General features: G+C 70.1%; 12 protein-coding genes. 6 read left to right on the top strand and 6 right to left on the bottom strand.

Features of this window, described 5'->3' with window-relative positions; all coding sequences use genetic code 11:
* Nucleotides 1-142 precede the first annotated feature (142 nt).
* Genes LRA89_RS06965 through otsB form a run of 5 tightly spaced genes read right to left on the bottom strand, consistent with a single transcriptional unit; the run spans nucleotide 143 to nucleotide 5,627 of the window.
* A complete protein-coding gene (locus LRA89_RS06965; protein ID WP_230769569.1) occupies nucleotides 143-763 on the bottom strand; it encodes a MarC family protein in 621 nt (206 codons plus the stop codon).
* Complete coding sequence (gene folD / locus LRA89_RS06960) at nucleotides 760-1,635, bottom strand: bifunctional methylenetetrahydrofolate dehydrogenase/methenyltetrahydrofolate cyclohydrolase FolD (RefSeq protein ID WP_230769568.1); 876 nt, start codon at nucleotides 1,633-1,635, stop codon at nucleotides 760-762. Before folD ends, LRA89_RS06965 begins: the two co-directional genes overlap by 4 nt.
* A gap of 55 nt (nucleotides 1,636-1,690) precedes the next feature.
* Entirely contained in the window at nucleotides 1,691-3,073 is a 1,383-nt protein-coding gene (locus LRA89_RS06955; protein WP_055760487.1) for an alpha,alpha-trehalose-phosphate synthase (UDP-forming), read from the bottom strand.
* Nucleotides 3,070-4,866 (bottom strand): glycoside hydrolase family 15 protein, encoded by a 1,797-nt coding sequence (locus tag LRA89_RS06950; protein ID WP_230769567.1) that lies wholly within the window; start codon nucleotides 4,864-4,866, stop codon nucleotides 3,070-3,072. The genes LRA89_RS06955 and LRA89_RS06950 overlap by 4 nt, the downstream gene beginning before the upstream one ends.
* Nucleotides 4,863-5,627 carry a trehalose-phosphatase gene (gene otsB / locus LRA89_RS06945; protein ID WP_230769566.1) on the bottom strand — a complete coding sequence of 255 codons (765 nt, stop codon included), beginning with the start codon at nucleotides 5,625-5,627 and terminating at the stop codon, nucleotides 4,863-4,865. Before otsB ends, LRA89_RS06950 begins: the two co-directional genes overlap by 4 nt.
* A gap of 74 nt (nucleotides 5,628-5,701) precedes the next feature.
* On the opposite strand from otsB, the gene LRA89_RS06940 reads away from it, so the two are divergent.
* Together LRA89_RS06940 and LRA89_RS06935 are read left to right on the top strand one after the other, a co-directional pair.
* Nucleotides 5,702-6,934: an MBL fold metallo-hydrolase gene (locus LRA89_RS06940; RefSeq protein WP_230769565.1), complete on the top strand. Its 1,233-nt coding sequence runs from the start codon at nucleotides 5,702-5,704 to the stop codon at nucleotides 6,932-6,934.
* A 359-nt stretch (nucleotides 6,935-7,293) separates the two neighbouring features.
* Nucleotides 7,294-8,079 (top strand): DUF3088 domain-containing protein, encoded by a 786-nt coding sequence (locus LRA89_RS06935; protein WP_230769564.1) that lies wholly within the window; start codon nucleotides 7,294-7,296, stop codon nucleotides 8,077-8,079.
* 3 nt (nucleotides 8,080-8,082) lie between these two features.
* On the opposite strand, the gene LRA89_RS06930 is transcribed toward LRA89_RS06935, so the two are convergent.
* Nucleotides 8,083-8,718 carry a hypothetical protein gene (locus LRA89_RS06930; protein WP_056497991.1) on the bottom strand — a complete coding sequence of 212 codons (636 nt, stop codon included), beginning with the start codon at nucleotides 8,716-8,718 and terminating at the stop codon, nucleotides 8,083-8,085.
* 156 nt (nucleotides 8,719-8,874) lie between these two features.
* Here LRA89_RS06930 and LRA89_RS06925 point away from each other — a divergent pair, with 156 nt between their 5' ends.
* Genes LRA89_RS06925 through LRA89_RS06910 form a run of 4 tightly spaced genes read left to right on the top strand, consistent with a single transcriptional unit; the run spans nucleotide 8,875 to nucleotide 12,105 of the window.
* The gene (locus tag LRA89_RS06925) at nucleotides 8,875-9,873 is read left to right on the top strand and encodes a glycosyltransferase (protein WP_230769563.1); all 999 of its coding nucleotides are present in this window, start codon (nucleotides 8,875-8,877) and stop codon (nucleotides 9,871-9,873) included.
* Nucleotides 9,870-10,889 carry an acyl-CoA dehydrogenase gene (locus tag LRA89_RS06920; protein WP_230769562.1) on the top strand — a complete coding sequence of 340 codons (1,020 nt, stop codon included), beginning with the start codon at nucleotides 9,870-9,872 and terminating at the stop codon, nucleotides 10,887-10,889. The genes LRA89_RS06925 and LRA89_RS06920 overlap by 4 nt, the downstream gene beginning before the upstream one ends.
* Nucleotides 10,886-11,530 (top strand): PIG-L deacetylase family protein, encoded by a 645-nt coding sequence (locus tag LRA89_RS06915; RefSeq protein WP_230769561.1) that lies wholly within the window; start codon nucleotides 10,886-10,888, stop codon nucleotides 11,528-11,530. The genes LRA89_RS06920 and LRA89_RS06915 overlap by 4 nt, the downstream gene beginning before the upstream one ends.
* A complete protein-coding gene (locus LRA89_RS06910) occupies nucleotides 11,527-12,105 on the top strand; it encodes a class I SAM-dependent DNA methyltransferase (protein WP_230769560.1) in 579 nt (192 codons plus the stop codon). The genes LRA89_RS06915 and LRA89_RS06910 overlap by 4 nt, the downstream gene beginning before the upstream one ends.
* Nucleotides 12,106-12,371: the final 266 nt, after the last annotated feature.

Below are 12,371 nucleotides of genomic sequence, written 5' to 3'. Positions count from 1 at the left end.
GTGGAGGCGTAATGCTTCGGGAAAGTGACGGTTTTTCGTTTCGGGTGTAACGGTAATGCAACAGTGAAACTAGGAGTCCATTAAAGCAATACGTATGTAATCTTCAACGACCTCAAAATCTTGCTGCACAGGACCGGCAATATCACAGAAAACTCGCCCGCAGCCCGTCGATCACGAACTGCGCGGCCAGCGCCGCCAGCAACACGCCGAGCAGCCGGGTGATGACCGCCTCGATCCGCGCGCCGAGCAACTGCATGATCGGCCCCGCCGCCAAGAGCGCCGCCAGCGTCAGCGCGAGGATCGCGGCCAGCGCGCCCAGCACCACGCCGCGCGCGGCCCAGTCGCCGACCTGGCTCATCAGCAGCATCACCGATGCGATCGATCCCGGCCCGGCGATCATCGGCATCGCCATCGGAAAGATCGACACGTCCTCCACTTCGGGGGTGTCGATGATCTCTCGCGCGCGGTCCTCGCGGCGCTGGGTGCGGCGCTCGAACACCATGTCGAGCGCGATCAGGAACAGCATGATGCCGCCGGCGATGCGGAAGCTGTCGAGGCTGATGCCTAGTGCTTTCAGCAGCGCCTGTCCGAACAGCGCGAACACCAGCAGGATCAGCGTGGCGATGCCGACCGCGCGGATCGCCATCGCGCGGCGCTGTACGACCGACGCGCCCTTGGTCAGCCCGGCATAGATCGGCGCGCAGCCCGGCGGATCGATCACCACGAAGAAGGTGACGAGCGACGAGACGAACAGCTCGATCACAGCGTCGCGTCGTCGAACGGCAGCCCCGCGCGGCGGTGCGCCGCGACCAGCGTGTTGCGCAACAGGCAGGCGATCGTCATTGGTCCGACGCCGCCGGGCACCGGGGTGATCGCGCCCGCGACGCTGAGCGCGCCGGCATAGTCGACATCGCCGACCAGCCCGTCGGCGGTGCGGTTGATGCCGACGTCGATCACGGTCGCGCCGGGTTTCAGCCATTCGCCCTTCACGAAATTCGCCCGGCCGACCGCCGCGACGACGATGTCGGCGCGCCCGACATGGCCCATCAGGTCCTTCGTGCGCGAATGGGCGAGGGTGACGGTGCAGCTCTCGGCGGTCAGCAGCGCGGCCATCGGCTTGCCGACGATAGTCGACCGGCCGATCACCACCGCGTCCTTGCCGCTCAGGTCGCCCAGCACGTCCCGGAGCAGCAACAGGCAGCCATAGGGGGTGCAGGGTACCATGCCGGGCAGGCCTGTCGCCAGCCGCCCGGCATTGACCGGATGGAACCCGTCGACATCCTTGTCGGGGTCGATCGCCAGCAGCACCGCATCGGTGTCGAGGTGGGCGGGCAGGGGAAGCTGGACGAGGATGCCGTCGACCGCGGGATCGGCGTTCAGCGCCTCGACCAGCGCGATCAGTTCATCCTGCGACACATCGGCGGACAGGCGATGTTCGAACCCGGCCATGCCCGCCGCGTGCGTCGCCTTGCCCTTCGAGCGGACATAGACCGCCGAGGCGGCATCCTCCCCCACCAGCACCACCGCGAGGCCCGCCGGTCGCCCGGCGCGCGCGGCGAATGCGGCGGCATGGGTCGCCACCTTCTCGCGAAGGGTGGCGGCGAAGGCTTTTCCGTCGATGATCCGGGCTGTCATGCCCGTTCCATAAAGGCTGGCGTCCGCCTTCGCCACCCCTGACGGGCAATGCCGCCTACGCCGCCACCCGTTCCTCGGTCAGCGCGTCGAGGAAGCGCTTGCGCCACCAGATCACGTCCTCCTCGACGACGTTGTCGACCATCTTCTGCCACCGCTCGATCCGCTCGGCGCGCGGCATGCGCAGCGCCTTGTCGATCGCGTCGGCCATGTCCTCGGCGCTGTACGGGTTCACCATGATCGCGCCGCACGCCAGTTGCTGCGCCGCGCCGGCGAAGCGCGACAGCACCAGCACGCCCGGATCGCGCGGGTCCTGCGCCGCGACATATTCCTTGGCGACGAGGTTCATCCCGTCGCGAAGCGGGGTGACGAGGCCGATCCGCGCCGCGCGATAGATGCCGGCCAGCACCTCGCGCGGATAGCCCTTGTTGACGTAGCGGATCGGCACCCAGTCGGTATCGGCATAGGCGCCGTTGATCCGCCCCGACATCTGTTCGAGGCTGTTGCGGATGTCGCGATACGTCTGCACCGCGGTGCGCGACGGCGGCGCGATCTGAAGCAGATAGACCAGCGCGCGCCGGTCGGGATGGTTCTGGAGAAACCGTTCATAGCCCGCGAAGCGTTCGGGCAGCCCCTTGCTGTAATCCAGCCGGTCGACCCCGACGATCAGGCTGCGCCCGACCGCGCTTTCCAACTGGTTGAGCTGTGCCGCCTTGGCGACCGGGCCGTTCGCGCCGGCCATGAAGTCCTTGGCCTCGATCCCGATCGGGCAACTGATCGCGCAGATCGTGCGCCCGCCGACCGTCACCTGATTGCCGTCGATCGATCCGCCCATCTCCTCGCGGACATAGTTGAAGAAGCTGTCGAGCCATTCCTCGTTCTGGAACCCCACCACGTCATAGGCGAACAGCGCCTCGACCATGCGGCGGTGATCGGGCAGCGCGGTCAGCAACCGGCGCGGCGGCCACGGGATGTGGAGGAAGAAGCCGATGCGGTTGGCCACGCCCTGCTGACGCAAAACCCAGCCGAGCGGGATCATGTGATAGTCATGAACCCACACCAGATCGTCGGGCTGGATATGCGGGCCGATGCGCTCGCCGAACACCCGGTTGACCCGTTCGTACCCGCCCTGGAAATCGCGCTCGAACTCGGTCAGGTCGAGCCGGTAGTGGAACAGCGGCCACAGCGTCCGGTTGGCATAGCCGTCGTAATATTCCTCCACATCCTGTTCGGACAGGTCCATGACGGCCGAAGTGACGCCGCCATAGGTCTGGAAGCGCAGGTCGCGGTTGTCGCTCGTCTCGCCCGACCAGCCGAACCAGATGCCCTCTTCCTCGGCCAGCGCGGCATTGAGCGCGACCGCCAGTCCGCCCTGCGCGCCGCCGCCGGTGCCCGGCTGCGGCGCCTGCACCCGGTTGGAAATGACGATCAACCGGCTCATCGGACCATGTTCCATGACTTGCTCAACAGGACGGCCGAATTGATGAGGCCGACCAGCGAGTAGGTTTGGGGATAATTTCCCCACAATTCGCCGGTTTCGGGGTCGATGTCTTCCGACAGCAACCCCGCCGGGGTGCGCCGGTCGAGCATCTCTTCCAACAGTTCGCGCGCATCGTCGTCGCGCCCGGTGGCGTGCAGCGCCTCGATCAGCCAGAAGGTGCAGACGTTGAACGCGGTTTCGGGCAGGCCGAAATCATCCTCGGTCGCATAGCGCAGCATGTGGCTGCCGCGCCGCAGCCCCTGTTCGACCGCCTCCAGCGTGCCGAGGAAGCGCGGATCGCCGGGTTCGAGGAAGCGCAGGTCGAGCAACTGGATGATGCTGGCGTCGAGGTCGTCGCCGCCGAACGTCGCCGACATGCGGTTCGTCTCGGGCCGCCACGCCTCGCGTTCGATCTTGGTGCGCATCGCGGTCGCCCGGTCGCGCCAGAACACCTCGCGCTCGTCCAACCCCAGCGTCCCCGCGACATTGGCCAGCCGGTCGCACGCCGCCCAGCACATCGCCGCGCTGTACGTGTGGACATGGCTCTTGGTGCGCAACTCCCACAGCCCCGCGTCGGGCTTGTCATACGCTTGCCACGCCCGTTCGCCGATCGGCTCCAGCGCCTCGAAATCGGCCTGTTTGCCGACGCGGAACAGCCGCTGGTCGAAGAACCCTTGCGCGTTCGACAGGATGATCTGGCCGTATGCGTCGTGCTGAATCTGCTCATACGCCTGATTGCCGACGCGTACCGGCCCCATGCCGCGATAGCCGTCGAGCCCTTCGGCCTCGCGCTCGACCAGCGTCGCCTCGCCGCCCACGCCGTACAGCGGCTGGATCTGCCCGTCGGCGGCATTGTCGACGATGTTGCGGAGGTATTCGAGATACCCCTCCAGCACGTCGAGCGCGCCCAGCCGGTTGAGCGCCTGCACCGTGTAATAGGCGTCGCGGATCCAGCAGTAGCGATAGTCCCAGTTGCGCTGCGACCCGGCATGTTCGGGGATCGAGGTGGTCAGCGCCGCGACGATCGCCCCGGTTTCCTCATGCTGGCACAGTTTCAGCGTGATCGCGCTGCGGATCACCGCCTGCTGCCATTCGACCGGGGTGGCGAGGCCGCGCACCCAATGCCGCCATTCGTCGATGGTGTTCTTGAGCATCCGCTCGACCGACGACGGCAACTCGTCCGAAAAACTCTCGTCCGGCCCGAGGAAGAAGTGCAGCGTGCGCTCGACGCGGAATAGCCGCTCGTCCTCGATCCAGCCGACCGGCGCGCTGGTCGACAGGCGGATCGCCTCATCGTCGAGCAGGTAGCGGATGTGGTTCGACCCGCGCGTGCGCGGCGCGGGCGCGCTGCCCCAGTCGATCGACGGGCGCAGCCGCACGCGGATGCGTGGGCTACCTTTCAGCGGACGGACGATCCGGCAGAACGCGACCGGCCGGTACATCCGGTCGTGCCGCTTGAAGCGCGGGCAGAAGTCGACGACCTCGATCGCATTGCCCGCCGCGTCCTCGTGGGTCGTCACCAGCACGGGCGTGTTGCGGATATAGCATTGCCGCGTCTCGACCACGCCGTCGAGGTCGATCTCCCAGAAGCCATAGGCCCCGTCCGATGCCCGCCGCCGGTCGTCGAGCAGCGACGAGAACGCCGGATCGCCGTCGACGCGCGGCAGGCAGCCCCACACGAACCGTCCGTTGCGGTCGACCAGTGCCGATACCTGGCAATTGCCGATCGGCCAGAGGTCCATCGTCGCGGTCATAGGGTGTTCTCCAGCCACTCAAGAAAGGCATCGACCGAGTCGACGCGGTAGCGCGCGGCGGTGTCGCGCATCGGCCCGATCAATATGCCCGCGCCGCCGTGATGCGCCGCCACCACCATGCCGGGTTCATCGGTCAGGTCGTCGCCGACGAACACCGGCGCATGGCCGGCGAACGGTGCGCCCTCGCACAAGGTCGCGATGGCGCTGCCCTTGTCATGGCCGTCGAGGCGCAGTTCGATCATCATCTTGCCCGGCTGCACCGTCAGCCCGTCGCGCGCGGCGAATGCCTCGACCAGCGCGTGCGCTTCCTGTTCGCGTTCGGGCGCGGCGCGATAATGGATCGCGACGCCCAGCGTCTTGACCTCGATCACGATGCGCGGATCGTCGCCCATCGCCCCGGCGAAGGCGCGCTCGGCGGCGGTCAGGCTCGCCGGGCGTTCGGGCACGGTCGTCTCGCCGCCCGCCGGGCGGATTTCGGCGCCATGGCTGCCCGCCACCGCGAAGTCGTGGATCGTCTCGCCCAGAAAGCCGTCGATCTGCGCGATCGACCTGCCGCTAACGATCGCGACCCGCCCTTCCAGCCGCGCCGCCGCACGCCGCAACAACGCGCGGAGCGTATCGCCGACGATGATCGCCTCCGGCCGATCAACCAGTTCGACCAGCGTACCGTCGAAATCGAGGAACAGGCCGGCATCGTCGAGCAGGCCGGGGGGCGGGGGAGGGAGGTCGAAATGCGCCATTGCCCCCTGAACGCGGTTCACGCTGAAATCGTTTCGCATATGCGAAGTATTTTGGCACTACGCATCGTTAGCGGGGGAATGGCGTTGAGCGGCACATGAAACGGATCGCGCGGATCATCGGCTGGGGACTGGTGTGGGTCACGGCAATCCTCTGCCTCGCGGCGGTGATCGTTCCGCGCTTCCTCGACCGGCTCTATTATCGCGGCGCGACCAGCGACCATTTCGACGGCGCACGCTTCTTCAACCCCGATGTCGACGATACCACCCATCCGTCGGGGCCGGACGGACGGGCCGGCTTCCTGTGGCGACAGGCGAGCGGCAGCGACGGGCGGCCGCCATGGCCGGCATCGGTTCCGGTCACGCCCGCCAGTCCCACCGAACTGCTGCCACCCACGACGCTGCCGGCACGCGATCCGGCGCGCACGCCGATGCGCGTCACGTGGATCGGCCATGCCAGCGCGCTGGTGCAGACGCCGCGCCTCAACATCCTGACCGATCCGGTGTGGAACGAACGCGCCGGTCCGTTCGGTTTCGGCCCGAAACGGGTGGCGGCACCGGGCATCGCGCTCGCCGACCTGCCAAAGATCGACCTGATCCTCCTCAGCCACAATCACTACGACCACCTCGACCTCACGACGCTGACCGCGCTGTGGCGACGCGACCGGCCGACGATCGTCACCAGCCTTGGCAACGACGCGATCCTGCGCAGCGCCGGGATCGACGCGATCGCGCTCGACTGGCGACAGGCGGCGCGCCTCGGCGGAGCGACCGTGCATGTCGTGCGCAACCATCACTGGGGCAGCCGCTGGTTCGCCGACCGCAATCGCGCGCTCTGGTCGGCGTTCACCGTCGACCTGCCCGGCGGCAACCTCTTCTTCGCCGGCGATACTGGCCTCAGCGACGGCGGCTGGGTTGAGGAAGCACGCGCGCTCGGCCCCTTCCGCCTCGCCCTCATCCCGATCGGCGCGTTCCGGTTCCAGCCGGGGCAGATGGCGAGCGGCGCGCATATCGGGCCGGTCGATGCCCTGCGCGTCTTCAACCGGCTCGGCGCGTGGCGCGGCATGGCGATCCACTGGGGCACGTTCCGCCTGTCCTACGAAGGCTGGGCGACGCCGCCGCGCTTGCTCACCGCCGCGAAAGCCTGTGGCGGCGAAGGCGAGCCCAGCAGCTACGGCGCCAGCTTCGGCACGGTCCCGATCGGCCGGCCGGTCGACATCCCGCCGATCGCCTTCGTACCCGCCCCGCCACAGGTCGTCGCGCCGTCGGCGGTCGACTGGCGCGCGGTGCCCGCCTGCATGGACACCCCGGCGGTCCGCGCGCTGCGCTGAGCGCGGGTTTATCCCCGCCGAACCAAACGTCATCCCAGCGAAGGCTGGGATTTCCATGTGATAGCGCGCGGCGGGAGCCGCCAGACCGGATTGACGTCTAACGAAACGCTGTCGCAACCTGCTCCCCTCCCTGGCAATGGAGGGGTTGGGGGTGGGTCGGCCAGTTGTGGAGCGATTACGTTTCCTCTCGGGCTGACCCACCCCCGGCCCCTCCCTTGTCAGGGAGGGGAGGTGCCACGCCCTCCGCCGGGGCGACGGGACCATGAGTACGTCGCAACCCCCAACGGCGGTTGCGCGCCCCGGCAAAGCGCGGCAGAGCGATGCGCACAACGGGCACCGACGAGCGGAGGGGTGATGTGATGGCCGACCTGCCGATCCAGCGCCTCGGGCCGACCCTGCCGCCCGTCACTGGCACGCTGCCCCGCGCGGCGGACACCGCACCCACCCTGTCGCCGCCGCCGCAGACCCCCATCGCCACCACTTCCCCGGCGGTGCAGACCATGCTCGGCGCGATCGCGCAGGCGGTCGCCGACCTCCCGCCGGGCACCGCGCTCGCCGTCTTCCTCGCCGCCGTCGAGCGGGTTACGGCCGAGGTCGAGGCGCGCGTCGCCCAGAATGCCGCGAAGCGCGGCGACCTGCAGCCCGATCCCGCTCGCCTCGCCACCGGCATGGCGCAGGTCAGCGAGCGCGACCTCGCCGCCGCCGCCGCGCTGATCGCCGGGCGGCTGGTGCCCGACCCGCGTGATCCGCTGGCCCCCGTCACCGCCGACGACACCCTTGCCCTCCCACCGGAACCGATGATGCGCGACCGCCTTTTCCTGCTCGACCCGACTTTCGCCGATCCGGCGCTCCCCGGCCGCAGCTTCTATTGCCGCGACTGCGTGACGATCGACGGCCTGCTCGCGCTGTTTCCGCAGGCCGCCGCCGGGCTGGACGTGATCCGCGTGCCATATCCCCGCCCGCGCGCCGCCGTGGTGCAGGCGGCGGGCATCGCCAACCAGAATCTGCCGCTGCTGGTGTTTGCGCAAGGCGCCGACCCGACGCTGGCCGACGGCCGCCATGGCGAAAGCTGGTTAGCCGCCGATCTCAAGACGATCCTGCGCGCACTCCACCGCCGCCACGGCTTCCCCGAAGCGCATCCGTAACCCTCAATCCTCCGCCGGCCCCGAGGGCGGCGGGGCCGACAATTTGCGCAACGCCGCCGTCCGCTCGCGCTCGACCGCCGCCCGGTCGGACAGCAGCCGCTTGCGCACCGCCAGATAATGCGTCGCCGCCTGTGCGTCCGCCTCGCTCCACTCGCGCTGCGGCAATTCGCGGCGCGCCTCCTCCAGCGCGGCGGCACTCGGCACCGGGGTCGCGTTCGGCAGCCCGGAATGGCCCTGCGAGGCGATGTCGTACCAATGCGCCGCCGCGCGCGAGAAGCCGGGCAGCACCTCCGCCACCCGCTCGAACCGCTCGACCTCGGCCGCCTGGCGCAGCAGTTCGGCCTCGACCGGCAGCAGCGCGCGTTCGGCCATCACCTGCCGCAGCAATCCGGCATCGCGATCGAACCGGTTCCATGCGGCATGATTGAACCCGTGCTGGCTGCGCTGGAGCCGCAGCGCGCGCAGCACCTCGCGCCGGTCGGGCCGCTGCCACAGATACCCCAGCCCCTGGATCGCGAACCACCCCCACGCCACCAGCGCGAAGGCCGCCAGCGCGAGCAGCAGGATGCGCCAGCCCGGCAATCCCGCCGCCGCCGCCGCCCATCCCTCGACCAGTGCGGTCAGCAACGCCGGGATCAACCCGACCCGTGGGTCCCGATACCATCCATCGCGCAAACCGCCTGCTCCTGCCCGTCGTTAAACCGCCCCGGTTATCCTGTCTGATTCCGGTAGCATAGCCGTACCCGCCCGCTTTTGCCGTCGCCAAGCATGAAGGGTGCTGGCATAGCGGGGCGGATGGACGATAGCGCTCAAATATCAATAACCTGTGATAGCGCCATCTGCGTTCCGCTGCGCGACGAACGGCGCAACATCGCCGGTCTGATACGCGCGATCGCCCGGCAGGATCGCACGGCGCTGGCGCGGACGGTGCTGCTGCTCTGCCTCGACGGCGATTGTCCCGCGACCCGTGCCGCCGCCGCGACTGCGCTCGCCGACGTGCCGTGGCTCACCGCGCGGATCGTTGCCATTTCCCGCCTGTCGTCGCCCGACGCCGGCCGCGCGCGTGGCGCGGCGATGGACGCCGCTCTGGCGTTGCTCGCCCCGGACGGCGTGTTGCTGACCACCGACGCCGATACGCGGCCCGACGCCGACTGGCTCGCCATGTCGCTGGTGGCGCTGCGCTCCGCCGATCTGGTGTGCGGGCGCATCCGCCGCCGCGACGCCGCGCGCGACGCATGGCGGCGGCCGATCGAAACCTATCTCGACCAATTGGCGGCGGCGCGCGCCCGGATCGATCCGATCGCGCACGATCCCGATCCGCACTGGAACGAAGGTGGCGCCAGCATCGCGTTGACCGCCGCCGCCTATCGCGCCGTCGGCGGCATGCCGCCATTGGCGAGCGGCGAGGATCGCGCGCTGGTCGACGCCGTCCGCCGCAGGGGCTTGCGCGTCCGCCACGACCCCGCCGTCCGCGTTGCCACCTCCAGCCGGGCGACCGGCCGCGCGACCGGCGGCCTTGCCGATGCGATCCGCGCCGGGCGGGCAGGGGCCGACGCCGGCCTCGTCGAACATCCCGCCGCCGTCCTCGCCCGCTTCGCCCGCGAAAGCGCGATCCGCCGCGCATGGACAAGCCGCCGGCCGCTCCCCGCGTACGGGATCGACGAGGCGGCGCTGGCCTCCGCCGCCTGTGCCGAAGCGCTGTTCCATCACGCCGGCGGCGAGCGCGGCGGCCCCACGCCGATTGCGCTCGCGCTCGACTGGTTGCAGGACCCGCGCCCGGCGGTGGCGGCATGACCCCGCTCGCCGCGATCCGCGCGATCGACCCCGCGCTGCCCCCGCGCAACTGGATGGTCGCCGCCTTCGCCATCGCCCGCGCCGCCGGCCTCGACGATGCCACCTGCGCGACGCCGGGGGAGGCCCGCGCGCTGATGCGGCGGATGGCGGCGGCGGGCCGCGCCGACGTCGCCTTCGGCCGCATCCTCGATGGCCATGTCAACGCGGTGCAACTGGTGCGCCGCTACGCCCCGGCCTTCGCGATCGACGCGCTGCTGGCGAACGGCGCGATCCTCGGCGTGTGGAACTCCGACCTGCCCGGCGACGGCCTGCGTCATGAGGGCGGGACCTTCACGGGGGCCAAGAATTTCGCCTCGGGCGCGGGGTTCGTCACCCATTCGATCGTCACAACGCACGCCAATGATCCGATGGCGACACGGATGTGGCTGCTCGACATGGCCGCCGCCGAGCCGGCGATCGACCGCGACTGGTGGCACCCGATCGGCATGGTCCGCTCCGAAACGCATATCGTCCATCTCGACGGCGTGCCGCTTGCCGCCGCGCAAGCCATCGGGGGTCCAGGCGACTATCAGCGCCAGCCCGATTTCAGCGCCGGGGCGCTGCGCTTCGTCGCGGTGCAGGCGGGCGCGGTCCATGCGCTGTTCGATCACGTCCGCGATCACCTGAACACCGGCGACCGCGCCGCGCATCCGCAGCAGGCGCACCGCCTTGCCCGGCTGTTTGTGCTGGCGGACGCCGGCTATGCACTGATCGACGGCGTCGCCGCGCACTGGACCGGCGACGAGGACGTCCTGCTCCCGCGCGTCGCGGCGGCGCGCGGCGCGCTCGAGGATATTGCGACCGAGGCGATGGCGCTCGCCCAGAGCGCGGTCGGGGTGCAGGGGATGCTGCGCACCCATCCGCTCGCCCGCACGCTCACCGACCTCACCGTCTATCTGCGCCAGCCCAATCCTGATGGCGCGCGGAGCCAGACGGGCGCGGCGGCGGCGGCGGGGCGGATCGTCCCTGGCGCATGATCCTGCCGCTCACCATGGTCCGCCGCGCGCTGATCGTCGCACCGCATCCCGATGACGAGACGATCGGCTGTGCCGCGCTGATCCTGCGCCTCCGCCGACAGGGCGCGCGCGTCGACATCGTGATCGCCACCGATGGTGGCGCCTCCCACCGGAACAGCGCGGCGTTCCCGCGCGCCCGACTGGTCGCCACCCGCGCTGCCGAGGCCCGCCGCGCGGCGAGGCTGCTCGGCGTGTCCGCCGCGCACCTCCACCTGCTGGCGCTGCCCGATGGCGGTCTCGACACGCTGCCGCGCCCGGCGCGTATCCGCCTTGTCCGGGCACTGGCGCACATCCGAGCCGATCTGGTGGCGCTGCCGCTGCCCGACGATGCCCATCCCGACCACCGCGACACCGCCGCCGCCTGCTACCGCCGCCACGGCTGGACCCGGCGGATCGGCTATGGCGTCTGGCCGGGGCGGGGCGGGGGCCGCGCCACCCACCGCCTGCCGCTTGGGTCCGATGGTCCGCGCAAGGCCACCGCGCTCGCTGCGCACGCCACGCAACTCGGCCGCATCACCGACGATCCCGCCGGCTTCACCATCGACGCCGCCACCCGCCGCCGCTTCCTGCGCCCGCAGGAATCCTACCGGTTGCTGCGATGACCCGCGCGATCACCCTCGCCGGGTTCGAGGCGACGTTTCGCGGCAATGCCGATCCATGGGCGACCTTCACCGCGCGCGACGAGGCGCTGAAGCGCCGCGCGATTCTCCATGCGCTGGGACCGGGGCGGCACGGCCGCCTGCTCGAACTCGCCTGTGGCAACGGATCGAACAGCGTCGCGCTGGCCCCGCGCGGGCTCCGCCTCGACGCGACCGACGGCGCCCCCACGGCGGTCGCACTGACCATGCGGGCGCTCGGGGACCACCCCCGCGCCACCGCGACCTGGCTGGTCCTGCCCGGCCGGTTCCCGCACCGCCGCTACGACGCGATCGTCGTGGCCGAAGTCCTTTATTATCTCACCCCGCGCGACCTGACCGCGCTCGCCCGCCAGATCGCCGCGACGTTGCGCCCCGGCGGCCGGCTGGTCCTCGCCCACCACCACATCCGTTTCCGCGACGTGGCGCAACATCCGGCGACGGTCCACGCCCGCCTGCTTGCCGCGCTGGGCCGCAAGGCGTGTATCGACGTCGGCTATCGTACTACCCGCTGGCGGGTCGCCGGCCACAACGTCGATTGAAGAAAGTGTGATCGCGCAGAGGCGCGGAGGCGCAGAGATGTTCCGTGCGGGCCAGCGCATCCCCTTTCAAATACCTGAAGTTCGACCGTGCGACATCGAACCCTGCGTCATCCCAGCGAAGGCTGGGATCTTTGGCGGACAGGGCAGGACAGGAGCCGCTGGAAGGTCCCAGCCTGCGCCGGAACGACGGTTCGGGGCAGATGGACCACCCCCGAACGCAACCCCTCCGCGCCTCCGTGCCTCCGCGCGAACCCATCCAGCCTCAC

Origin of the sequence: Sphingomonas sp. Leaf4 (assembly GCF_920939515.1) — a bacterium.
Classification (GTDB): domain Bacteria; phylum Pseudomonadota; class Alphaproteobacteria; order Sphingomonadales; family Sphingomonadaceae; genus Sphingomonas.
This window is presented reverse-complemented; position numbering and strand designations above follow the sequence as displayed.

Bases quoted from the DNA above. Each gene is read 5' to 3' on its own strand.
- folD (WP_230769568.1), bottom strand. From the start codon at position 1,635: ATGACAGCCCGGATCATCGACGGAAAAGCCTTCGCCGCCACCCTTCGC.
- LRA89_RS06955 (WP_055760487.1), bottom strand. From the start codon at position 3,073: ATGAGCCGGTTGATCGTCATTTCCAACCGGGTGCAGGCGCCGCAGCCG.
- LRA89_RS06950 (WP_230769567.1), bottom strand. From the start codon at position 4,866: ATGACCGCGACGATGGACCTCTGGCCGATCGGCAATTGCCAGGTATCG.
- LRA89_RS06940 (WP_230769565.1), top strand. From the start codon at position 5,702: ATGAAACGGATCGCGCGGATCATCGGCTGGGGACTGGTGTGGGTCACG.
- LRA89_RS06935 (WP_230769564.1), top strand. From the start codon at position 7,294: ATGGCCGACCTGCCGATCCAGCGCCTCGGGCCGACCCTGCCGCCCGTC.
- LRA89_RS06925 (WP_230769563.1), top strand. From the start codon at position 8,875: ATGGACGATAGCGCTCAAATATCAATAACCTGTGATAGCGCCATCTGC.
- LRA89_RS06920 (WP_230769562.1), top strand. From the start codon at position 9,870: ATGACCCCGCTCGCCGCGATCCGCGCGATCGACCCCGCGCTGCCCCCG.
- LRA89_RS06915 (WP_230769561.1), top strand. From the start codon at position 10,886: ATGATCCTGCCGCTCACCATGGTCCGCCGCGCGCTGATCGTCGCACCG.
- LRA89_RS06910 (WP_230769560.1), top strand. From the start codon at position 11,527: ATGACCCGCGCGATCACCCTCGCCGGGTTCGAGGCGACGTTTCGCGGC.